At 53.9% G+C, this 20,808-nt stretch carries 22 protein-coding genes; 11 read left to right on the top strand and 11 right to left on the bottom strand.

Annotated elements, in window-relative coordinates:
- Positions 1 to 165 precede the first annotated feature (165 nt).
- Genes AC1RL5_RS29890 through AC1RL5_RS29880 form a run of 3 tightly spaced genes read left to right on the top strand, consistent with a single transcriptional unit; the run spans position 166 to position 3,931 of the window.
- Complete coding sequence (locus AC1RL5_RS29890) at positions 166 to 1,590, top strand: FAD-binding oxidoreductase (protein ID WP_492590061.1); 1,425 nt, start codon at positions 166 to 168, stop codon at positions 1,588 to 1,590.
- Positions 1,591 to 1,615: 25 nt separating this feature from the next.
- Positions 1,616 to 2,563: a LysR family transcriptional regulator gene (locus tag AC1RL5_RS29885; RefSeq protein WP_401336002.1), complete on the top strand. Its 948-nt coding sequence runs from the start codon at positions 1,616 to 1,618 to the stop codon at positions 2,561 to 2,563.
- 48 nt (positions 2,564 to 2,611) lie between these two features.
- Positions 2,612 to 3,931: an MFS transporter gene (locus tag AC1RL5_RS29880; RefSeq protein WP_492590059.1), complete on the top strand. Its 1,320-nt coding sequence runs from the start codon at positions 2,612 to 2,614 to the stop codon at positions 3,929 to 3,931.
- 90 nt (positions 3,932 to 4,021) lie between these two features.
- Here AC1RL5_RS29880 and AC1RL5_RS29875 read toward each other — a convergent pair whose 3' ends face one another.
- The 3 genes from AC1RL5_RS29875 to AC1RL5_RS29865 all read right to left on the bottom strand — a co-directional run bounded on the left by AC1RL5_RS29875 (position 4,022) and on the right by AC1RL5_RS29865 (position 6,226).
- Entirely contained in the window at positions 4,022 to 4,501 is a 480-nt protein-coding gene (locus AC1RL5_RS29875) for a DUF4265 domain-containing protein (RefSeq protein WP_492590057.1), read from the bottom strand.
- A 70-nt stretch (positions 4,502 to 4,571) separates the two neighbouring features.
- The gene (locus tag AC1RL5_RS29870; protein ID WP_492590055.1) at positions 4,572 to 5,258 is read right to left on the bottom strand and encodes a hypothetical protein; all 687 of its coding nucleotides are present in this window, start codon (positions 5,256 to 5,258) and stop codon (positions 4,572 to 4,574) included.
- On the bottom strand, positions 5,258 to 6,226 hold the full coding sequence (locus AC1RL5_RS29865; protein WP_492590053.1) for a hypothetical protein: 969 nt from the start codon (positions 6,224 to 6,226) through the stop codon (positions 5,258 to 5,260). The genes AC1RL5_RS29870 and AC1RL5_RS29865 overlap by 1 nt, the downstream gene beginning before the upstream one ends.
- A gap of 531 nt (positions 6,227 to 6,757) precedes the next feature.
- Between AC1RL5_RS29865 and AC1RL5_RS29860 the strand changes: the two genes are divergently transcribed.
- The 3 genes from AC1RL5_RS29860 to AC1RL5_RS29850 all read left to right on the top strand — a co-directional run bounded on the left by AC1RL5_RS29860 (position 6,758) and on the right by AC1RL5_RS29850 (position 9,155).
- Positions 6,758 to 7,039, top strand: a complete 282-nt coding sequence (locus AC1RL5_RS29860) for a fructose-bisphosphate aldolase (protein WP_404673043.1) — start codon at positions 6,758 to 6,760, stop codon at positions 7,037 to 7,039.
- A 205-nt stretch (positions 7,040 to 7,244) separates the two neighbouring features.
- Complete coding sequence (locus tag AC1RL5_RS29855) at positions 7,245 to 8,459, top strand: tyrosine-type recombinase/integrase (RefSeq protein ID WP_492590051.1); 1,215 nt, start codon at positions 7,245 to 7,247, stop codon at positions 8,457 to 8,459.
- 39 nt (positions 8,460 to 8,498) lie between these two features.
- Positions 8,499 to 9,155 carry a hypothetical protein gene (locus AC1RL5_RS29850; protein WP_492590049.1) on the top strand — a complete coding sequence of 219 codons (657 nt, stop codon included), beginning with the start codon at positions 8,499 to 8,501 and terminating at the stop codon, positions 9,153 to 9,155.
- A gap of 1 nt (position 9,156) precedes the next feature.
- Here the strand turns inward: AC1RL5_RS29850 and AC1RL5_RS29845 are convergent, their stop codons facing one another.
- A complete protein-coding gene (locus AC1RL5_RS29845; protein WP_492590047.1) occupies positions 9,157 to 10,242 on the bottom strand; it encodes a rolling circle replication-associated protein in 1,086 nt (361 codons plus the stop codon).
- 327 nt (positions 10,243 to 10,569) lie between these two features.
- A complete protein-coding gene (locus AC1RL5_RS29840; RefSeq protein WP_492590045.1) occupies positions 10,570 to 10,809 on the bottom strand; it encodes a helix-turn-helix transcriptional regulator in 240 nt (79 codons plus the stop codon).
- Positions 10,810 to 11,044: 235 nt separating this feature from the next.
- Here AC1RL5_RS29840 and AC1RL5_RS29835 point away from each other — a divergent pair, with 235 nt between their 5' ends.
- Both AC1RL5_RS29835 and AC1RL5_RS29830 read left to right on the top strand, forming a co-directional pair.
- The gene (locus AC1RL5_RS29835; protein ID WP_492590043.1) at positions 11,045 to 11,512 is read left to right on the top strand and encodes a hypothetical protein; all 468 of its coding nucleotides are present in this window, start codon (positions 11,045 to 11,047) and stop codon (positions 11,510 to 11,512) included.
- Positions 11,513 to 11,590: 78 nt separating this feature from the next.
- Positions 11,591 to 12,559 carry a DUF932 domain-containing protein gene (locus tag AC1RL5_RS29830; protein WP_492590041.1) on the top strand — a complete coding sequence of 323 codons (969 nt, stop codon included), beginning with the start codon at positions 11,591 to 11,593 and terminating at the stop codon, positions 12,557 to 12,559.
- A 166-nt stretch (positions 12,560 to 12,725) separates the two neighbouring features.
- Here the strand turns inward: AC1RL5_RS29830 and AC1RL5_RS29825 are convergent, their stop codons facing one another.
- Entirely contained in the window at positions 12,726 to 12,971 is a 246-nt protein-coding gene (locus tag AC1RL5_RS29825) for a helix-turn-helix domain-containing protein (RefSeq protein ID WP_492590039.1), read from the bottom strand.
- Between the two features lie 125 nt (positions 12,972 to 13,096).
- Between AC1RL5_RS29825 and AC1RL5_RS29820 the strand changes: the two genes are divergently transcribed.
- On the top strand, positions 13,097 to 13,456 hold the full coding sequence (locus AC1RL5_RS29820) for a hypothetical protein (RefSeq protein WP_492590037.1): 360 nt from the start codon (positions 13,097 to 13,099) through the stop codon (positions 13,454 to 13,456).
- A 47-nt stretch (positions 13,457 to 13,503) separates the two neighbouring features.
- The gene (locus AC1RL5_RS29815; protein WP_492590035.1) at positions 13,504 to 14,280 is read left to right on the top strand and encodes a hypothetical protein; all 777 of its coding nucleotides are present in this window, start codon (positions 13,504 to 13,506) and stop codon (positions 14,278 to 14,280) included.
- A gap of 69 nt (positions 14,281 to 14,349) precedes the next feature.
- Here AC1RL5_RS29815 and AC1RL5_RS29810 read toward each other — a convergent pair whose 3' ends face one another.
- The 4 genes from AC1RL5_RS29810 to AC1RL5_RS29795 are packed head-to-tail and all read right to left on the bottom strand — an operon-like array spanning position 14,350 to position 18,275.
- Positions 14,350 to 14,655 (bottom strand): hypothetical protein, encoded by a 306-nt coding sequence (locus tag AC1RL5_RS29810; protein ID WP_492590033.1) that lies wholly within the window; start codon positions 14,653 to 14,655, stop codon positions 14,350 to 14,352.
- Positions 14,656 to 14,916 carry a hypothetical protein gene (locus tag AC1RL5_RS29805; RefSeq protein WP_492590031.1) on the bottom strand — a complete coding sequence of 87 codons (261 nt, stop codon included), beginning with the start codon at positions 14,914 to 14,916 and terminating at the stop codon, positions 14,656 to 14,658.
- A gap of 14 nt (positions 14,917 to 14,930) precedes the next feature.
- Positions 14,931 to 17,144 carry a S8 family peptidase gene (locus tag AC1RL5_RS29800; RefSeq protein ID WP_492590029.1) on the bottom strand — a complete coding sequence of 738 codons (2,214 nt, stop codon included), beginning with the start codon at positions 17,142 to 17,144 and terminating at the stop codon, positions 14,931 to 14,933.
- A gap of 3 nt (positions 17,145 to 17,147) precedes the next feature.
- On the bottom strand, positions 17,148 to 18,275 hold the full coding sequence (locus tag AC1RL5_RS29795) for an AAA family ATPase (RefSeq protein WP_492590027.1): 1,128 nt from the start codon (positions 18,273 to 18,275) through the stop codon (positions 17,148 to 17,150).
- A 389-nt stretch (positions 18,276 to 18,664) separates the two neighbouring features.
- On the opposite strand from AC1RL5_RS29795, the gene AC1RL5_RS29790 reads away from it, so the two are divergent.
- Positions 18,665 to 19,291, top strand: a complete 627-nt coding sequence (locus AC1RL5_RS29790) for a hypothetical protein (RefSeq protein ID WP_492590025.1) — start codon at positions 18,665 to 18,667, stop codon at positions 19,289 to 19,291.
- 303 nt (positions 19,292 to 19,594) lie between these two features.
- Here the strand turns inward: AC1RL5_RS29790 and AC1RL5_RS29785 are convergent, their stop codons facing one another.
- Positions 19,595 to 20,638 (bottom strand): restriction endonuclease, encoded by a 1,044-nt coding sequence (locus tag AC1RL5_RS29785; RefSeq protein WP_492590023.1) that lies wholly within the window; start codon positions 20,636 to 20,638, stop codon positions 19,595 to 19,597.
- Positions 20,639 to 20,808: the final 170 nt, after the last annotated feature.

Here is a 20,808-nt window from a genome sequence, read left to right as displayed (position 1 = left end):
GGCAAGCCAGCACCTGCAGAGACCTGCCGCCATCTGCCCCCGCGATAGCGCCATCTCCAATCTGCACGACCCACCCTCTGCGTATGCAGTTACGATATGGGCAACTCCCTCCCCACCCCGGCCTGACCTTCCGTGCGGTGCGAACAACAAACCGGAGATTGCCTGATGCTGCCCCCTGCCCCCGATATCGCCCGACTCCAGCCCCTGCCCGTCGCCCTGGTGGATGAACTGACCACTCTGCTGGGCCAACGCTTCAGCACCTCCGCCAGCGTTCGCGAGCACCATGGCCGGGACATCTCTGCCCTCGATCCGCTGCCGCCGCAAGGGGTGGCCTTCGTCAATCACCTCGACGAAATCATCGCCGTGCAGCAGGCCTGCCATCGCCATCGGGTGCCGATCATTCCCTACGGCAGCGGCAGTTCCCTGGAAGGCTGGCTGCATGCGGTGCACGGCGGGGTGTGCATCGATGTGTCGGCGATGAACCAGATTCTGGAAATCCGCGTCGACGACATGGACGTCACCGTGCAACCCGGGGTAACCCGCAAGCAGCTCAACGCTGCGCTGCACGGTACCGGCCTGTTCTTCCCCATCGACCCCGGCGCCGACGCCTCCCTGGGCGGAATGGCGGCGACCCGGGCCTCGGGCACCAACGCCGTGCGCTACGGCACCATGCGCGAAAACGTCCTAGCCCTGACCGCAGTGCTGGCCGATGGCCGAGTGCTGCACACCGGCGGTCGGGCGCGCAAATCCTCCTCGGGTTATGACCTCACCCACCTGCTGGTAGGCTCCGGCGGCACCCTGGCCACAGTGGCCGAGCTGACGGTGAAACTGCACCCGATTCCCGAAGCCATTTCCGCCGCGGTGTGCAACTTCCCCAGCGTCGACCAAGCGGTGCAAACGGTGATCCAGGCCATCCAGCTGGGGGTGCCGATCGCCCGTATCGAACTGATTGACGCCCTCACCGTGCGTGCCCTGAACGCCTACAGCAAAACCCGATTGAACGAGGCGCCGTCGCTGTTCTTCGAGCTGCACGGCTCGCAATCCTCGGTCCAGGAACAGGTGGAAACCATCCGCCTGCTGGCCGATGAACACGGCGGCCAGGACTTCGAATGGGCCGTGCACCCTGAAGACCGCAGCCGCCTGTGGCAGGCGCGGCACGACGGCTACTTCGCCGCCGTGGCCCTGCGCCCCGGCTGCCGCGCCCTGACCACCGACGCCGTGGTGCCGATCTCACGCCTGGCCGAATGCATCGAAGCCACCGCCGCCGACCTGCAGCAGCAAGGCTTGCTGGCGCCGATTTTCGGCCATGTCGGCGACGGCAATTTCCATGCGGTGATCCTGGTCAACCCCGACGACCCCGAGGAAGTGCAGCGCGCCGACGGCGTGGCCCAGCGCCTGGCGGAACGGGCCATCGCCCTGCAGGGTTCCTGCACCGGCGAGCACGGCGTCGGCCTGACCAAGCAGGCCTATATGAGCCTGGAGCACGGGCAGAACGCGGTGGACGTGATGGCGGCGATCAAGGTCGCCCTCGACCCGCAACAACTGATGAACCCGGGCAAGATCTTCCCCCGCGGCCCGGCCGTCGACTAAGGCAGCGGCCCGCCAAGGAGCCAGCATGGAAATCCGCCAGCTGAAATACTTCGTCGCCGTGGTCGATGCCGGCAGCCTGTCCCGCGCCGCCCGGGAAGTGCACGTGGCGCAATCGGCCCTGAGCAAGCAGATGTCGGCCCTGGAAGCCGACCTCGGCGCGCAGCTCTTTCATCGCAGCAACAGCGGCATCCGCGTCAACGACGCCGGCAAACTGTTCTACGAATACGCCCAGGGCCTGCTCAAGCACCTGCAGGACGCCCGCGCTGCAATCAGCAGCGAACCCGGCGCCCTAAGCGGCTCCATCGTCGTCGCCCTGCCCCAGAGCGTGGCCAGCACCGTGGCCCTGCCGCTGATCCAGGCCGTGGCCCGCACCTACCCCAAGGTCGAACTGCACCTCAATGAAGAGCTCACCGGCAACCTGGTGGACCAACTGGTGCGGGGCCGGGTCGACATTGCCCTATTCACCCCCATCGGCCTGCCGCCGCAAGTCAGCTTCAGCCCGCTGCTGGAAGAAGACTTCTACCTGATCCACCGCGCCGACGACCGCCACGCCCCGCCACCGGGCAGCGTCACCCTGGCCGAAGCCGTGGCCCGACCGCTGGTGTTTCCCAGCCGCGCCCACAGCCACAGCACCCGGGCCTGCGTCGACCAGGCCCTGGAACGCCTGCACTTGCCACCGGCCCAAGTGGCCATGGAGGTCAACTCGGTGCACATCCTCAAGAGCGCCGTGGAGGCCGGCATCGGCCCCAGCATCATGCCGCTGAACCTGGCCCTGCGCGAAGTCGCCGAAGGCCGGCTGGTGGCCCACGCCATTCACCCCCGGGAAGTCTTTCGCACCCTGGGCATCTGCGTCTGCGAAGCCCTGCCCGGCAGCAACCTGCGCAGCGCCATCGCCCACCTGATCGCCCAGGTGGTGCGCGACATGAGCCGCTCCGGCGAATGGCCCGCCACCCGCCTGCTACCCGAGGCCTGAACCGCTGTTTCACCCATTGCTTCGACAACAAGAATAAAGAGGCTAGCCATGCACCGACCTTCCCCGCCACCTGCGGCTCTCGACGACGCAGCCCTGCACTCGGCCTACCGCAAGACCGCCTGGCGCATCATCCCGCTGCTGATTTTGTGTTACCTGGTGGCCTACCTGGACCGGGTCAACGTCGGCTTCGCCAAGCTGCAGATGCTCGACGACCTCAAGTTCAGCGAAGCGGTGTACGGCCTCGGCGCCGGGATCTTCTTCGTCGGCTACCTGCTGTTCGAGATCCCCAGCAACATCGCCCTGCACCGCTTCGGCGCGCGGCGCTGGATCGCGCGGATCATGGTCACCTGGGGCCTGCTGTCGGCGGCCATGATGTTCATCGAAACGCCACTGACCTTCTACGTGTTGCGGCTGCTGATCGGCATTGCCGAAGCCGGCTTCTTCCCCGGCATCATCTTCTACCTCACCACCTGGTTCCCCAGCCAGCGCCGCGGGGTGATGACCGCCCTGTTCATCATGGCCCTGCCGATTTCCAGCCTGTTCGGCTCACTGATCTCCGGGCTGATCCTGCAACACCTCAACGGCGTCTCCGGCTATGCCGGCTGGCAATGGCTGTTCGTCATCGAAGGCCTGCCCGCCGTGGCCCTCGGTGCCGCGGTGTTCTTCCTCCTGCGCGACCGCATCGCCGACGCCCACTGGCTCACCCCGGAAGAACGCCACGGCATGCAGGCCGCCATCGACCGCGAAGCTGCCAACAAACAGAGCCACCGCCTGCGCGACGGCCTGCTCAACCCACAGATCTGGCTGCTGGGCGCGGTGTACTTCTGCCTGGTGCTGGGCCAATACGTCATCAGCTTCTGGCTGCCCACCATCATCCGCAACAGCGGCGTGCAACAGCCCTGGGCCATCGGCGCCCTCACCGCCCTGCCCTACGCCGCCGCAGCGGTGGCCATGGTCATCGTGGGTCGCAGCTCGGACCGCCACGGCGAGTACCGCTGGCACCTGGCGGTCTGCGCGGGGATTGGTGCGCTAGGCGTGGCGTTTGGCACCTTCTTTGGTGACAACCTGATACTGGCCATGTTCGGCCTGATCGTTGGCACCGCCGCCATGATCAGCAGCCTGCCGGTGTTCTGGGGCTTGCCCACCGCCGTAGTGGGCGGCGCGGCCGCCGCGGCGGGCGTGGCATTGATCAACACCCTGGGCAATGTGGCGGGGTTCTTCAGCACTATCGTGGTGGGCTGGCTGACCCAGGTAACGGGAAACACCCAGACCGCAATGTACTTCATGGCGGCCATCCTGCTGATCGGCGGCGGGCTGGGCTTGATGGTCAACCACGTACGCAAGACGGCACGACTACAAACTGCCTGACGCGCCCCCCTGTAGGAGCCGGCTTGCCGGCGAAGGCGCCCACAAGACCGCCCTCGCCGGCACAAATAACACCATCGCCGAGCACCTGAATCAGTCAAGCCACCAGCTCAACAGCGTCTCGTCCTCATCGTCATCGAGGTTTTTATAGACATTGGCGTAGTACCACTGGATCCCGGTTTGCTCGCGGAAACCATCGAAAAACCTGTTGATGTTCTCCATCCCGTTTTTTGCAGGGACCGCCAACGCCAGCGTCCCCCCGCACACCCCATCCAGAGTCCCATTCAGCTCACGAATGACATCGCTTTCGAGTACCGAGATCACCGCCGGATCAATGTAGTCGGCATAGATCTGAATGCAGAAATTCCCGCCCCGCTTCAGCACTTGCGCCGGCGCATCGGGATTGCGGATGGAAACGATATCGCCCCGCGCCAGGTTCTGCGCCAGCCCCGGTGAGGAGAGCAACTCGTAGATATGCTCATCGATGCGCCGCGCCAGCAGTTCCTCGCGAACGGCGCCATCGTCATCGGCCATGTACACCTGAATCAGCACAGGGGATTGCTTGTCGTCCATACGGGGCTCCACAGTTTCCACGTTCAACACCTGACCCTTGTCCTGCTACCCAGCGCTTCCATCCCCTGCCTCAGGGCAACGGCTCAAAACGCCCACTGCCCGCATTCCACGCAAACCCCGGCAACGTGCAGTCCTGAAAGCCAATCCGCAGTTGCTCCCCCTCAGCCTGCACCTGCAAGGTATCCACCCCCAGGTTGCGACACCCCGGCGCCGCAACCGCCAGGCTCTGCAGCAACTTGCCACTGGCCTTGTCCATCACCTCCAGCGTCGTGATCCGCTGATCATTGCCCGGCATCGGCACCTGGAAATACCAGCGTTTGGTGGAAGCACTCTGCAACAGCGTGGTGATCGGCTGCGGCCACGAGCGATCCGAATCCACCAGGCCCACCAGCTTCAGCGCAATGGGCAAGGTCTTGCCCGTGCGATAACTGGTCCAGGTGCCGCGCACCTGCTCCTGCTGGCGGGAGTTCAGCAAGTCATTGAACTGCAGACGCGCCACCGGCAAGCCCTGCTCGTCCAGCTCATCCATGGCCAGCGTCTTGTTGCTGTAGCTGAAGGTTGGCTTGAGGCGGATCGGCGTGCGATAGCGCTGATAGGCATAGGTGCCCTGGTAGACCGCATTCTGGCTGCCCAGGGTCAAGACAACCGCCTGCTTGCCCACCGTGCCCTCATACACCCCGTGGGACGCCTGCGCCGGCAACAGCCACAGCGCCAACACCAGCACCGCCAGCCCCCGAGCAACATCAAACCCACGCATCAGAAACGCTCCTCGCCCGACGACAGATATTCCAGCCGATCAGGGCTGATCACCCGGTAATAATCCCAACGCCGAGTGCGCTGGTCGTAATTGATGAAGTCCTGCTTGCTGAACTCCATCTGGCCACCGGGGGAAAAGCGCAGATCCCCCTCCACCGCGAACTGCTCCAACTGCGGATGGCGCAAGTATTCCCGGCGCTCACGGTTGTACAGGTAGTACTGAGTGGGCGAGCACCACAGCCGGCCATCCGACTCCGCCAGGCGATAGCCCTGGGCCTGAAAATCAATCCGCGCCTCGGCCTGGAAATGCCCGAAGGTCAGCGTCCTGGTACCGACCGGCGACAGGCACCACTGCCCACTGATCTCCTGCACCCGCCGCCCGGTGGTGCGGCTCATCACCCGAATACTGTCCACCCGCGCCACCTCCTCCCCGGCCTTGCGCGCGGCATGCACACTGAAATAGAAATCCCGATCGAACACCGGCTGCAGCAACTCCCCCTCAAAAGCGCCCAGCTGACTGTCACCAAAACGCGTCACCCGCTGCAACTGCAACGGCTGCTGCGTGCCCGTGCGCAGATCCACCAGACTGCCCTGCAACGCCTGCGCCCCCTCGGCGAACGGCTGCAACGACACCGCCGTCGCCGGCAGAGTCGGGTTGTCCATGATGTTGATCAAGAGCGCGGAGCCGGGATGGAAAGGCGTGGATTCCAACGCCATGGGCAGGCGCTCGGATTCGGAGAACCAGTAGCCGGACATACCGCCGCCGTATTGGGAGTCGTAGGTGAGCGCCAGTTCAACCGGAGTGGAGCCGAGGGTGCCGCGGTAGGTGGTGGTGGGGTTGGCTTGGGCGGTTGGGGTGAGGAGCCCGAGGCCTAGCAAGAGTGCGGCAGTCAGCCGGAACAGGAGGTGTTGCAGGTGACGCTGTTGGCCAGCCCTTGTTTGTGGACTGCTGCCAATGGGCTGGGTCATGCCTGCGCTCCTTGCGGTGGGGAAAAGGGGGCGCAGGATAGCAAAATCGACTGGAGGTCAGATGGCTTTGCCGAGGACTGGCCCGAATCTGAAATGGTCCAACAGGCTGTTGGACAATTACCGGGGGGCCACAATCTGCTGCTGATCACCAAGCTGAAAGGCCTATAAAGCTATGTGTCAGGCACAGCGGATATGAATTCCCCGGAGAGTTCAGCCGGTCCTTACTAGCAATAGAGACCGTTCCTACAGAAGCGCCATTGTCCCGGACCTGCCCCGTCCCTATAGTTTTCTCGTCCGCTGAATTTTGTCAGCGGCAGGGTTTCGCAGCCCAACAGAAAGATTCAAGCAACACAGTCACTGCCAACTCAGGCAAACTTCGCCTGCGTTTCGTTTATGGCAGCTGTGCGTGGGAGACCTTCGGGTCTGCCGGGTTTGTTTCTTTCCTCGGTCTGCGAACCCGCGTACAGCTGCCACCCAGTTGATTCGCAGCAACAGGTGGCGATTTTTCATTTTCTTGGAAGAAACGACACCATGAATACTCAAGATCTATCCGAACGATTTATTCCCATGACCCCAATCGCCAGCGATGGGCCGGTGCTGTTTGTTGACAGCCAGGCGCCGTTGATGGATCTGCATGCGTGTGCGAGTGAGCGGTTGGTGACTGCACTCGATTATCTGAATCTGATGGCCTGCGCTACGTTGCGTGATGCGAGCGATAAGGACCTTGGCACCGTGACCAACACCACCAGGTTGTTGATGCAAGATGTACGGGATGTGTTGGCGGTAATTGAGACAAGGGCATTTAGCGTTTGATTTAAATACCAAGAAAGCCGGCCACAAGCCGGCTTTTTAATTGTCCGAAATAATCCTATCCCATCCAAGAATCTTCCTGATAGCTTAGCTATTCCGGGGGTTTCAGGCATTCCTCTGTCCGATGGCGTTCAACGCCATTTGACCTCATCCGACGATGAAGTGGGGGGTCAGGTGGGGGGACAAAAGGGACGACAGGGGAAATCTAATGGCTAAGCTGAATCCGAAACAAGTCGAAAACCTGACCGAACCTGGCACCTATGAAGATGGTGATGGCCTACGGTTGGAAGTCAAACCTAGCGGAAGCAAATCCTGGACACTTCGCTTCCAACTGGCAGGTCGCCGTAGAGAGATGGGCTTGGGCTCATTCCCTGAAGTGACTCTCAAAAAGGCTAGGCTCGCCGCCAGCGCCAAACGCACTCAAGTGAGCGACGGTGTAGATCCGTTAGCCGTTCGCGACATCGAACGCGCAGCCCAACGCGAAGCACAGCGATCCAGCGAGGCTAAACAGCTGAAGTTCGAGACGCTCGCGAAAGAATACTGTGATGCCCACGGGGGCACCTGGTCAGAGAAATGGCGCAAAGGCTGGCTGCGCAAGCTGGAGCTGTATGCGTTTGACCATATCGGCAAGTTGTCTGCCGATGAGATAGGTACGCCTCAGGTGCTCAAGGTGCTGCAACCCATTTGGGCCACCAAAACCAGAACCGCTGACGAGGTACGTGGCCAGATTGAACAAGTTCTGGATGCAGCCAAGTCACACAACCTGCGAGAAGGTGAGAACCCTGCACGGTGGCGTGGTCACTTAGAGAATCTGCTAAGTCGTGCTGAAAAGAAGAAGGCTCGCAAACGCGAGCACTTCGAAGCCTTGCGGTGGCAGGACGTGCCAGCTCTGATGACAAAGCTCAGTACAAACACGGCACCGGCCTCCCTTGCAGCTCAATTGCTGATCATGACCAGCGCCCGCGCTCACATGGTGAGGTTCGCTCGTTGGGACGAGTTTGATTTGGAAGCTGGTACTTGGTCGCTGCCAGACGAGCGGATGAAGATGCGGGTAGCATTCGTAATTCCACTTGCTGAAGAAGTCGTGACGCTGGTGAAGAGCTTTGAGCGAAGTGATAGCCCGTTTCTATTTCCAGGCCAGGGCAAGTCAGGGGTCATGCACGCAAACGCCATACGAACGCTCCTACACGGCATGAAATACGAACACATCACACGACACGGCTTTCGTTCATCATTTAGAGACTGGGCTGGGGAATGTACCCACTACCCTCGTGAGGTTTGCGAGATGGCTCTGGCGCATGATGAACGCGACCAGACTGAAGGGGCTTATTCGCGTTCGGACTTTCTCGATAAACGCCGACTGCTCATGAAGGACTGGGCGACTTTTCTCAAACCAACGCTCAATAACAATCTCGAAGTCTGAGTGTTTAGGTTATCAAGCCTGTATGCCGAAGGAATCGAAATGACCAACTTGCCGCAACCTCAAGCTGAAGCCCTGCATGAATTAGAGTGTCTAACAGAGGCGCTACGCACAAACTGGAAGAACGAAAGACTTCGAATAGAAGATTCTTTGAAATACTTGGTGACTTACGCCCTTCACGACGACTACGACCACATTAAAAGCACCATAACAACTAAAATACAAACTGGAGACAAACACAAAGACCAGAAGACATCTCAATGGGTGATAAGTAACTCATCTTCGCATATCACCCATGAACGAAAGAACACCTTAATCGCTCTCACCTATCTCCTGCTGTCCGAAGCCGAATACCGTCAAAATTTAATGGCTAGCGCTTTCAAGCTTATCTGTCACGCTAGCTACTTCGAGGGATATGCAAGTGGACTGGTCCAGCCCCGAATTAATGAAGGGGCTCGCGGGCGATCAAAGAACAGCCAAGAGAATCAGAACAAAATGGCGGCTTTAATCAGTTCGCATCGACCGGAAGGGGGTTGGAAGAAAGAGCGAGACGCTGCGAACTACCTTTACGATGAAGCCGTAAAATTAAATAAAAGTGCGAGCATGCATCTTACCCCTTCACACCTTGCCAACCTCATGACAGATTGGATGAAGAAAGACGGCTCTGCATGCAGGGCTGCATTCCTAGGCAATGATTAAGCTAATCACTTGGTAGTGCCTCAGGCTGCTTTCTGGGCCTACCTCGCTTTGTTTCCTTGGGAGATGCCTTTCCTCCTTTCCCGAAGCACCTGCCTCCGTCAGGTGCAATCATTCGGATAAAGTAATCCGGTTTAGTCAAATATGCCGCAACAAGGCTTAACCCCGCCCGCAGACTGGTTTGATGATGACTGATCATGCCAACCCCTAAGATCCCTTTCTTTTCAAACACTGCCTTGTTTTTGTTGCAGTTGTAATAAATCCCTTTGCCTTCAGTCACTTTGTCCACCCAGTATTCCCCCAGAATCTTGGCGATGACGATATCTTCCCGATGATCAACTCCATTCAAAAACAACAAAAAGTGATAGTGGTAGGATTTATCAAGGCCATACTCCAGTTTCCACGCATACCCTACGACACCCGGTGACTTAGGGCCCCTGAGATATTTCAGTAAGGCTTTACGATGTCTTTTGGCTTCGGCATGGGTGATGGCCACATCTCCGCGAGGAACACAGTACTGGCTCCTATAGGTAAAATCGACACGAATCACTAGCATCCTGGCATAACGCACGAACAACGCTTCGTTATAGTCAACCAGACTTTTATAATTTTTATTGGCAGGCCGACTAAACCCTTTCAAAACCTTTTGGAACTCCACCCCACGGATTTCCTGCTTAACCTTTTCGGTCAAGTCATGGAGCAGGGACAACTCATCAGATTGAAGCAACTCGACCTTATACACATCCGTCCTTAGTTCTACCCCGACAAAGTACTTCATAAAAACTCTCAGCAGCGGATTAAACTCATGATAGGGATAAACCTCTTTGATCATCCCAAAGTCTACCTTTAGCAAGCTTAGACAGTCCTGCTCCAACACTCTGACCTTCTTCTGCTTAGACATTGCCATTGTACGAGGCAGAAACAACCCCTTCTCAAAGGCCTTCAGGCGCGCCGTCACGTCGACAATCAAACGGATATCACTCGCCAGCAACACTTGATCGGTATACTGCTCAACCGTCTCACCGTTGATGTCCGCATACATGTACGACTCATGTTCAAAATAGAACTCTAATTCTTCATCAAACCTCATACACTCACCTTATGTGGGCAGGCACTCTAATCATCTCTCACATAGAGCACTCAACTAACAATACATATTGCAACTTCTACTTTAGCCACTACTGTACGCGTCGCCGCATACTGCCCATGCACACCAATGCTCTATCACGGAGTGCATGGGAGACGGGTATTAGGTATAGACATTAAATATAGATACTAGAGATATTATTCTAGATATAACATAGATACCAATATTCAAGCTCTCTGTTTGCAACGGTCACACCAACGAATTAGATAAACAACACCAACGCGCGCCGGGGATATTTACAAACTGAAAAATGAAAGTTAGTGCTTGTGTCTAGTTCGGATTAGCCCCAACACAGGACGAACTAGCGCACCGATGTAGCCAAGCATTAACGTCTTCCTCCAGCCATCCCACAGCAAAGCTGCCCAATTTAAAAGGCTTAGGAGACGTTGCGTCATATCGCGAAGACCTTGGGTTGATCCGATCATAAATGGTTGATCGCGACAGCCCCACCCTAACTGAGAGCTGTTTGAGCCTGATAACACTTGGATGCACTGCCGAAGCTTGCTGCATGGTAGATACCTCGGGTTGTAATGAAACCCAACGGTAAAAGATCTTCTGCCCGCACTCACTCGACTTAACACCCAGTAAAAAATTCCCAGGGGACAAACCAGAACTCCAACTGACGACCATGACACGGACGGACGCATGCACAAGCCAACCTTCCAGTGCAGAAAGTTGGTTCCCAGCTCTGAAATGTTGGTTCCTCTTTCGCGGGGAACTAACTTTGGCTCTCTTTGCTGACACCATGACTCAATTCGAAACAATTTTAGCCGTACATGACACTAAGGAGGCATCAATAGTCTTTGACATATCCAGCAACCTGGGAGCTGAAAAAATGAATAGATGTCCAAGCTGCGGCTCGTCAGCCGTGGCAAAGCAAGCCATAGCTAAGAAAACAGGTGCCGCCATCGGCGGTGTGAGCGGTGTGCTCAGAGGATTGTCCGCCACGTCTATCGGCGCCAGCATCGTTTTGATAACCAGTAGCCCAACTGGTGGGCTCACCACCACAATCGGGCGGTTAGCCTCAGCTATTACAGCGGCATTTGTCAGTGGCGCAGCAGGATGTATTGCAGGAGCGAAGATAGGAACAGTGATTGATCACTATGTCTTCGACGCCTACCAATGCAACCAATGTAATTGTTCTTTCCGTATGCACTTACCCACAACACCCCGACCAATTCAACGCACATTCGAAGCATCTCAAGAAGACTGACAACTAAATCACTTGTGCACGCCTCCCTGCTGATATCTCAGCAGCGCTGCCGTGTGCCTATCGAACGAGAGAAAACCAATGGCTCACTATGTTGAACAAATGGCCTATGTCGGGCAGGCACCGTGGCATGGCCTCGGCTCCGCGCTTTCACCTAAACAACCTATTGAGGTCTGGCAGAAAGAAGCCGGTATGAACTGGCGCATAGAAGACAGCCCCGTCCATTTCAAGGCCAACACGGTAGGTAACCTGGGATCAATTTATACATTCCCAGAACAGAAGGTTCTGTACCGTTCTGACACCAAAGCAGCGCTTTCAGTAGTCTCACAGCGCTACCAAATAGTGCAGCCTCGCGATGTGCTGGAATTTTACCGCGATCTCACTGAGGTCTCCGGGTATGAGTTGGAAACTGCGGGAGTGTTGAAAGGAGGTCGTAAGTTCTGGGCGTTGGCACGGACAGGACAAACCGCCGCGCTGGCGGGTAATGATGAAGTGAATGGTTATCTGCTACTGGCAACCTCGTGCGACGGTACGTTAGCTACCACCGCCACACCCACCACCGTTCGAGTCGTCTGCAACAACACACTGACTATCGCCCTGGATGGGGCAAGCCGCGCCATCAAGGTTCCGCACAGCACTCGGTTTGATCCGCATGCGGTAAAGAAGCAGTTGGGAATCGCGGTCTCGCAGTGGGACGAATTCATGCACCGAATGCACATGCTTGCAAAGCGCAGAGTGCAGTGGCCGGAAGCGATGAGCTTCTTCCTCAGCGTGCTGTGCGACACCCCTGCTAACAGCCCCATTCCTGAAGTGCTACCGAACGAACGAGCACTACGCAAAGTACAAAGCCTCTATGAAGGACAAGGCAGAGGCTCAACCTTGCAGTCTGCTAAAGGTACCGCATGGGGACTGCTCAACGCCGTGACCGAATATGTCGACCATGAGCGCCGAGCAAGGAGTGCTGAGTATCGGATGGACTCAGCATGGTTTGGACAAGGTGCCGTTATTAAACAGAGGGCGCTGGATGCGGCTCTGCGTCTCGCGGCCTGATCCATTTGGTAAACACCGCCCAGTCAGTTCCTGCTGGCTGGGCGCTTTATGTCCGATGGGAGCACCATAACAATACAAGTTTCCCCCACCCGAGTGAGTGATGCAAAAGATGGGCTGATATAGGAATTAAGAACGGCCTTGTAACAAGCCGCTGATCAGTTGCAAGTCATAGCCCTGCGTCGATGAACAAGTCTGAAGGTTTGCAGTGCAAAGCATGAGCAATCCGGAGGATGTTCAGAAAGGTAACGTTCCTCTCCCCTCGCTCTATTTTCCCCATGTGAGAACGGTCAATCCCGGCAGCATCCGCCAAGGCTTCTTGCGACAGCGTATGCCCTAGCCGTCGTGCGCGTACCGCCGCACCAAGCTGTACCAGGTCGCCGTCTTTATCGTGAGTCGCAGAGATTCTTGCCATGGCGGAAATCGTCGCGCTATGATGCTTTAACGGCCACGGTATTTACGACCCTTTTGCAAATACAAGGCATCACGCTACCTCAGCGTGAGAGTCACCTCCTACGCTCAGCAAAGAGAACTTTAAACATGCCACTCAAGACAGTTAATGGCCTAAACGAAGCTGAAATAGATATTCTTCTGCGAGCCAAAGCATCTTTCGTGATTGTAGGTTTGCGAGGTCAGTTCATGAAGAGCGTACTGAAAGTTGAGAAAAAGATAGAGAGCCTTGGACTTAAGTGTCGCGTCAGTAGCGACTTAAAAGGCGTGGTAGCCAAAGGTGGAGTGCTGGGGGTATTTGGAGCAGTTGCGTCCATATCAACGCTACCGCTACTAGCTATCTCAGCAGCTACGATCACGGCTCATAAGCTGGCCACCTACAACCCTGATTACGAAATAATAAAGGACTTTGTAAATAAAAAAATAACCGTCAACTACAAACCCAACTGAATTCCTCCACAGACCGAAGCCAGCCCAACACTTAAAAAGGACTTCCCATGACACAACTCATTCGCAATTTGGTAGTAGCACTACCCATTCTTGTATTTGGCACATTAGCAAATGCAGCAGTGGACTATGGTTATACTTACTCACCAATGTTTCCGAGTGAGGTAACAATGGAGGGGCTGCCCTATGCAATTCCTTGCGCCAAAGCAAAAAACCAATATGGTGCTGAATTTTATCGGTGCACCTGGAAAGTATTGCCACGGTTGATCAGTGCATTCGATGCAACCCAACAACAACACGTCACATACAACAACCAACTCAGCGGGCTATGCCGTCGAGGCAAGTGCATTGTGCAAGGCGCTGATGGTGTATTCGGTTTAATTGACCAAGACATGAGTTTTACGGTATCTCGCCATTACTACATCTACCCGAGCAGTGATGGCTTACCTATCGCGTACCGTATGGACGGTGGGCCATATCAAAAAGGTAAAGATGTCTCTTATGCACAAGCTCGGGGACTGCTCTCTGACTTCCTATTAGATCATGGACAGTTGGAGTCTATCGTGAAGGACGATCTTGCGGCATACACCTTGGACGCAGGCGCCAAACAGTCGGCTGCTGCACCCAAGTCGAAAGCAGATGTGAAAGAGGCATGGTGTAACCCCCAAATGGACGATGATTGCCACGTTAACAAGAAGAAGGTGGCGATAGCCGATCTGGACCAGTACCTTCCGACAGTCAAAGTGGATGATGTGGAAAGTGCTGGCGGCTACTGTGAGTATCCGATTTGCTATGACAACAAAGATAAACCTATTGGCATTCGATAACCTGGAGTCAGTGAAACTTATAAATAAAAAAGGCCCCTGAAAAAGCGGGCCTTTTAAATTTCTAGACTTTCAAGCACCATCACCAGGATCAATGACCTTACTCGGTATACGCTCCGCCATAGAGCGAAAAACCAAAGGAGCCGTTACACCAACATTGAGCGCCAGCAATGGAGTTAAGGTCGTATTAGACTCCATATAGACATATGCTAAAAACCCCCCTATCAGAGGCAATACCAAGAAAGGCACCCAATACACAACCTCTTTCAAATTCGGGCGCTGAGTCACTGGTAGTTTATGAATTTCAGCCAACTCCAGTGATTTAACTGCCAAAGCGCCTACAAATGCACAAACAACTGGAAATGAGACAAAATCCATTTAATCCGCCCTATTACGTAACGCTGATCCCAAGCGAGAAAGAGTACTCGAATTTTTTTTACGCTTTTCTCTTGTCGAATACAAGGCTTCACCGGTAGGACTAAATGACGAGGACTGCACTATCTCCGATGCATTCTTCTCTATAATCCCTAAAACCCTAGACGCATCTAACCCGGTAGCTGCACTCAGCCCTTTAATGGTTCGCCACTCGTAATGACCGTCATTAAGAGCATTGATAACTTCTGCTTCTTCTCTATTCATCTCGATCTCCACCCTTAGACGCCAAGCGCAATCGGAATTTCGATTTTCGGCTGAATTGCAATCAAACTACTCAGATACTTTGCTTGCACCTTTTCGTAAAGATCAGGAATGCGATTCGACTTCACTGTTACGACTAACGCATAGGAAAGCTTTCCAGCACGAACAGGAGTCACGCTATTCCCTGGTTCTCTTGCGATATAATGAATATCAAAAACCGGCTCACAGAGAGAGCTACCTCTCTTTTTTACTTTATTGCTGCGGACCGTATCCCACTTATGCGCATCGGTCCTTAATTCTTGCTCATTACTTTTTTCATGACGCCCAAAAAAAGAACTCGTATCGGGATAAAGCTTATCTTTTTTGAACTTATTCTTATTCGGGCGAAACTTAACATCCAGCCCAGCCCTAGTATACTCACCAGGCATATGGGGATCAGTTGAGCAACTATAGCAGAAGGTTGCTTTTATTGTGAAATCCCCTTCAAGCGCTTCATCTGGCAGAGGAATAGGTGCCCTCAGAACCTTACCAGGCTCCAACTTCCCAGTATAGAGAACTTTAATTTCTCCATCTTCACAAGTAACAATACTTCGAATGTCTGGATTAACTATGCCCCAACCAACCTCTTCACGCGCATGCCCATTATCGTCCGCAGAATGAATCAACAACGCCCTAATTGCAGGTGTAGTAAGAGCATTTCCAAAATAAGCACGCAATCCAGCAGCGATACGCATGACCGCTGGAGTGGCAAAACTAGTGCCACGATCCTCAGCAATCACCGGTCCGGGAAATAGAAACTTGAATTTATTACCGTCAACGCCACCAAAGGCTAATATATCAGGTTTTATTAGGCCTGGACTCCTCCCAGGTCCAATCGAGCTATAAGGAGCTCTACGCCACCCGTCATGAAATCCATCACTAGCACCAATGGCCAAAGCGTTGACGGAGTCACTAGGCACCTGAATTCGAGACTCAGGCCAAGCCCTATCACCATCATTCCCGACAGCTACCGCCGCCAATATATCCCCCTCCCCTAAGTGGTCATCAAGCATAGAGGTCCAGGCAGTAACCTCTTCGTCCCCTGCAACTTGGTAGGGGCCAATACTGAATGAAACCAGCGGATAGGTAGTTTGAGAGAGAACATTATCCACATACAGCATTACGTCATAAAGACTATCATCCGAGATTAAGTCTCCCAACACTCTATAATGATCAATTTCAGCATAAGGCCTTTCTAAAGCGCCAGGCTGAACATTGCCAAACAGGAGTGCCGAGGTAACCGCCTGCCCATGATCTTGCAACTCAGATATTGCATTACCAATATTAAAATTCGACGACGGCTCTATATTTTTTGCCCAGCGACCAAAGGGATGATCGTCTGGCAATCCGCCATCAAAAATAGCGACTTTAAAACTTTCATCCAGAGCCTTTTCAACGGGTATCGTAATCCTAGCCGCGCCACTTGATCGAACCAATTTCGGCTGGCTAATAGTTCTAAGCTTTGGCATCTTCCTAATGGCGCGCACGAAAGAAAATTTGGCCAATTCTTTTACAGAATCCTCATCCCCTTTAGCGGCCAAAAACAACAAACCACGAGTCTGATAAGAACGAGACATATCTAACAGAATATGACTTTTTTCAGCGTACTTTACAAAATCGGACTCCCAATCGAGATCGATCGCACTGTCAAAATGCACTACGACTTCTAAATTATTCTCTTCCTTATCAAAATCCCCTAAGAGCCTATCTTCCGCTCTCAATACCTCCAAACGCTCAACCTTCACAATCTCTTTCGAAAGCTTTGATCCTTCTTCGATACTAGGCAGACTTTTTCTGAGTTTGGAGAAAGACTTGTATTCCCCAGCAACGTACAAGGTTGTGGATGCAACCCCTTCCTCTTTATCGCTACCCCGTCCCGCCTCAGGCTTATTCTTCTGAGGTTTGCTGCCGACGAGACGAAGGGAAAAAGCATTTAGAAGGTATTCAGGAAATCCAGACCTTGCAACGTACTTAGGGTGAAGAGTAAGTGCCGCGACAGCATTTCCATCGGCCAGGGCATCCTTAGGTATTTCTTTGAAGTCCTTTTCTAGGGTTTCGAGCATTAAATCCAAACGCTCAACCTGTTCAGACAATGTATAAGGAGGTAATGACTTATCAAATCCTCCCTTATACGGAACATGATCAGCCAACTTCTCCCCGCGCCCAAACAAAAATCGCTCTTTACCTTCCATGCTTTAAGCTCCCGCAGTCATTGCTGCTCTTAATGTGTCACGCGAAACGCCCGTTATCTTACTTGCCGTTCTTTGAGACGCTTTTCCTTTGGTCACCAGAAGCAATGCCAAGGTTTTTCTTCTAGCGCGATCTTCTCCCGGGCATTGACGCTCAAGAAGGAAGCGCAAATACTCTAAAGCGCCATTCTCGCCTTCGAGCACAAGTGCCTTACGCAAGTTGTTTATTTCTCGCTGAAAGTCGCTAAACGATGTTTCTTCCATCAAAGAGGCAATGAAGTATATCCAAGCCTTGGGAATCTCACCACTTGAACCCAACCCCATTCCGACTCTCATTAGATCATCTATACTAGGACGCTTAAACTCAATAACCTGATCAAACCGTCGCTGTACCGCAGGATCCAACAAGTGATAATGATTAGTGGCAGCTATCAATAAATTACTACCTTGCCACTGATCTAGCTCCTGCAACATCACAGTAACCAGTCGTTTAACTTCACCTATATCAGACGAGTCATCCCTCTTTTTAGCAATAGCATCCATCTCATCCAAGAGCAGAACACAAGGCCTACTTCTGGCATATGCGAGAGCTTTTCTTAAATTATTCCCCGTCCTACCCAAATAACTACTAACTACTGTAGCCAAGTCTAACGTCAGCAATGGAACTTTCAGCTTCTGCGCCAAGTACTTTGCACAAACAGTTTTACCTACTCCTGGAGGCCCAGTAAAAAGTATCTTGCTAGTAGGACTAATGCCAGCATCTAGCAGTCTCTTCGAGTTCTTGCTCTCTGACAAAATAAGATTCAGAGGCCCCTTAATTTCATCAGAGCTAACAAAGCCATTCGGTAGTTTTATCGGATCCTCTACCGACAGCAACTCGCTATTTGACTCTGAGTCCGTCGGAACAGGCGAGGATATACCGGCATCTTTAACCCTCCGAATGCTAGACGCACTGACCTCATCAAATTTCTGTGAAAAAACCTCTTTATGAATCAGGTCTGCAAAGGGGTCTCCAGACTCCCTCAGAGCCCGAATAAGCCGAAGGGTTTGGATGCGAACCTTCTCGCCATCACCAACCGCCCCAACCTTCGTGATCTGGACTAATTTCTCTATAAGCGCTCTAGACTCGTCCATTGCACACGTAACCTATTGATTTTTAATAAAAATAAAGTGGACTAGGCGCATTATCCCACTTGACGTGGAAAGCGGCAAGGTATAAGCACGGCGTAACCGACGAAAGGCTGTATAAAAACACAGTAAAAAACAAAGCTGCTGGAGGAGCATCCGGCTGCGATCATAAAATTTGATCCAGTCGGCACGATTTAGTGGGAACTACACGTATGCAGATCTAAGAAATGGACGCACGCGCCTGCAAATGCGGAATATGAGAGCGCTTGAGCATCTAAAGCTGCGCCAATGGGGCATGCTAGCCGCGCAAAGACGGGAGCCTACATTCAAAGATCACGGCTGCTCTAGATGGACTAGGCTGAGGTTTAAATAAACAAACTGTGAAAATTGACGCTATGACCGAATCAAACGATGACCTGCTCGATTTTTCCCCCCTAGAAGACTCTAAGTTCCCGTCTGACTTTTCTGGCCAGCCGTTATTTATCCAGGGAAATGATTGGCACAACAACGCAATGTTGGGCTGGACTCATTTCCCCTTGGACTTATATGCATCAGGGTACAAAGACGCGGCTGATGGACTGCTGTACGCCCTGGCCGAGCGCAAGGTCAGTCTCGACAGTGTTATCTACCCGTTGGTGTTTCTATACCGGCAGGGTCTTGAGCTTGAGCTTAAGTTGATGGTGCCCTTAGCTCGCCGATTGGCAGGCGTGCCAGAAAAAGCCGACCATAGCCATGGTTTGATGCCGCTGTGGAGCGAGCTGCGTACTCTCCTTGAACAGCTCGACCCACGCGAAGATGACAAAGAGCTGCCGGCAATAGAGGACTTCATCCAGCAATTGGATAAAGCCGATCCGGGATCCTTTGCTTTCCGCTATCCGACAACAAAGAAAGGGCTGGAATCACTGCCAGGGCTGCGTTATGTGAACGTGCGTCATCTCAGTGAAATTATGGATAGCGTTTTTAAGATGATGTGGGGGATCCACTCGCTACTAGGAGAAATGGAACAACAGGACGGGTATTGAGCACCCAGCGAGCCATTGCTTTATCAAGTTTCCTTACCGGAAACATTGCCTCGCTGGCTGATTAGGGGGAGGGATGATTCCGTTCAGTGAGAAGCAGCTTTAGTTCACAGAGGAAACTGTGCCGGTGCTTAGCGGTGGATGAGCAGACGAGTTTGCCGCTGGCTTACGAACGAAAGACCACTCACGAGGAATGAAAGTGGGGGGACAAATGGGGGGACAGAAACAGCTATCTATACCGAAGCCAGATAAATAGGGCCATAACTCAACAATAACGCCGCCCACAAGCCGGCTTTTTCTACCCCATCAAATTTCCTCCGACAGTACCGCCGTCCAAATCTGCTTCAACGGCAACTCTGACTTGATCCCCTCGTCAAGCCGGTCGTAATACATAAACAGCTGTTCCAGCAGATCGTCCTGGTTCCATAAGCGCAGACGGAAAAAACTCGACGCCAGCTCTTTTTGTACATTCGAGCGATAACCACCCCACGCCACGAATAGCCCCTGACCAGCATTGAACTTAGTCATTGCGCCGAGCAATTTATCGACCGTTGGCCGATCTACCAAACCTGTACCTGACTTCACTTCAACGCAGATGGCTTGCCCGCCAAAGCCCATCACACCGTTACTGGCCAAAATATCAACGCCCCCGTCGGCGCCTTCGGGGCTTTGCCAGACGCTGAAACCTTGCGCACGCAGTATCGCCGCCACCAGGGTGGTCAGACGGTGCCCTTTAAAACGTCGCTCAATCAGTCGAACGATATGGTCTTTGCCGGTACGTTCTAGATCCGTTTCGGCCTCTTCAACAGCCACCTCATCCGATGCAGTAGCGGTGTCACACACCAACTGCTGCAACGTCTCGGGCTGCCAGTTGTGGCTGGCCATGGAACGAATGCGCTCTTCTGCGTTATTACGCTGAATGCGGCAGATGGTCATAAACGCGCCGAAGCTGTAGAGCAGGTCTTGGGAGAAATTGGAACGCGGGATTGCTTCGCCAATCCACTCAACCGCTCGCCAATGAAAGAATGGATCAGGGCCGGCGCTGGAGAACTGGTAGCCCTCGACAAGTTTGCCGATATAAACCACCGGCTGGGTTTTGAGCGGCAGTACGATCAAATCTCCAGCCTGCATACGCTGAGCGAAGGGCCAAATCTGGCTGCTCCAATTTTGCAGCGTTTTCGGCTTCGATTCTGGGTATCGTACCGACAACTCTGCCTGGACTTGTTCGCGATTCTTGAGGGTGCTCAAGTCGATATTCAGCCCATCCCACGTCACATAGACGCGGCGCTCACTGATGAACTTGTCCTCAAACTCCCCTGCAGACCCTGCCCGGACCAGCCATACGGCCATTGGTATTTCTCCCTGTTTGTTGTTCAGAGCCACTATCGAGCTGGTTCTTGCTAGCGCAACTAACCGATACGTATGTGCTCTTTGAGTCATCTAACTCGGCGGATGACCTTTGGTGCGTAGAGCTGATACCCGACGATTGGATCAAGTGCAAGGGTTGGATGGCGTTTCGT

It is taken from the genome of Pseudomonas sp. GW822-FHT06D10 (assembly GCF_058799535.1).
This window is presented reverse-complemented; position numbering and strand designations above follow the sequence as displayed.

Coding starts and splice junctions, on each gene's coding strand:
- AC1RL5_RS29890 (WP_492590061.1), top strand. CDS start 166: ATGCTGCCCCCTGCCCCCGATATCGCCCGACTCCAGCCCCTGCCCGTC.
- AC1RL5_RS29885 (WP_401336002.1), top strand. CDS start 1,616: ATGGAAATCCGCCAGCTGAAATACTTCGTCGCCGTGGTCGATGCCGGC.
- AC1RL5_RS29880 (WP_492590059.1), top strand. CDS start 2,612: ATGCACCGACCTTCCCCGCCACCTGCGGCTCTCGACGACGCAGCCCTG.
- AC1RL5_RS29875 (WP_492590057.1), bottom strand. CDS start 4,501: ATGGACGACAAGCAATCCCCTGTGCTGATTCAGGTGTACATGGCCGAT.
- AC1RL5_RS29870 (WP_492590055.1), bottom strand. CDS start 5,258: ATGCGTGGGTTTGATGTTGCTCGGGGGCTGGCGGTGCTGGTGTTGGCG.
- AC1RL5_RS29865 (WP_492590053.1), bottom strand. CDS start 6,226: ATGACCCAGCCCATTGGCAGCAGTCCACAAACAAGGGCTGGCCAACAG.
- AC1RL5_RS29860 (WP_404673043.1), top strand. CDS start 6,758: ATGAATACTCAAGATCTATCCGAACGATTTATTCCCATGACCCCAATC.
- AC1RL5_RS29855 (WP_492590051.1), top strand. CDS start 7,245: ATGGCTAAGCTGAATCCGAAACAAGTCGAAAACCTGACCGAACCTGGC.
- AC1RL5_RS29850 (WP_492590049.1), top strand. CDS start 8,499: ATGACCAACTTGCCGCAACCTCAAGCTGAAGCCCTGCATGAATTAGAG.
- AC1RL5_RS29845 (WP_492590047.1), bottom strand. CDS start 10,242: ATGAGGTTTGATGAAGAATTAGAGTTCTATTTTGAACATGAGTCGTAC.
- AC1RL5_RS29840 (WP_492590045.1), bottom strand. CDS start 10,809: ATGCAGCAAGCTTCGGCAGTGCATCCAAGTGTTATCAGGCTCAAACAG.
- AC1RL5_RS29835 (WP_492590043.1), top strand. CDS start 11,045: ATGACTCAATTCGAAACAATTTTAGCCGTACATGACACTAAGGAGGCA.
- AC1RL5_RS29830 (WP_492590041.1), top strand. CDS start 11,591: ATGGCTCACTATGTTGAACAAATGGCCTATGTCGGGCAGGCACCGTGG.
- AC1RL5_RS29825 (WP_492590039.1), bottom strand. CDS start 12,971: ATGGCAAGAATCTCTGCGACTCACGATAAAGACGGCGACCTGGTACAG.
- AC1RL5_RS29820 (WP_492590037.1), top strand. CDS start 13,097: ATGCCACTCAAGACAGTTAATGGCCTAAACGAAGCTGAAATAGATATT.
- AC1RL5_RS29815 (WP_492590035.1), top strand. CDS start 13,504: ATGACACAACTCATTCGCAATTTGGTAGTAGCACTACCCATTCTTGTA.
- AC1RL5_RS29810 (WP_492590033.1), bottom strand. CDS start 14,655: ATGGATTTTGTCTCATTTCCAGTTGTTTGTGCATTTGTAGGCGCTTTG.
- AC1RL5_RS29805 (WP_492590031.1), bottom strand. CDS start 14,916: ATGAATAGAGAAGAAGCAGAAGTTATCAATGCTCTTAATGACGGTCAT.
- AC1RL5_RS29800 (WP_492590029.1), bottom strand. CDS start 17,144: ATGGAAGGTAAAGAGCGATTTTTGTTTGGGCGCGGGGAGAAGTTGGCT.
- AC1RL5_RS29795 (WP_492590027.1), bottom strand. CDS start 18,275: ATGGACGAGTCTAGAGCGCTTATAGAGAAATTAGTCCAGATCACGAAG.
- AC1RL5_RS29790 (WP_492590025.1), top strand. CDS start 18,665: ATGACCGAATCAAACGATGACCTGCTCGATTTTTCCCCCCTAGAAGAC.
- AC1RL5_RS29785 (WP_492590023.1), bottom strand. CDS start 20,638: ATGGCCGTATGGCTGGTCCGGGCAGGGTCTGCAGGGGAGTTTGAGGAC.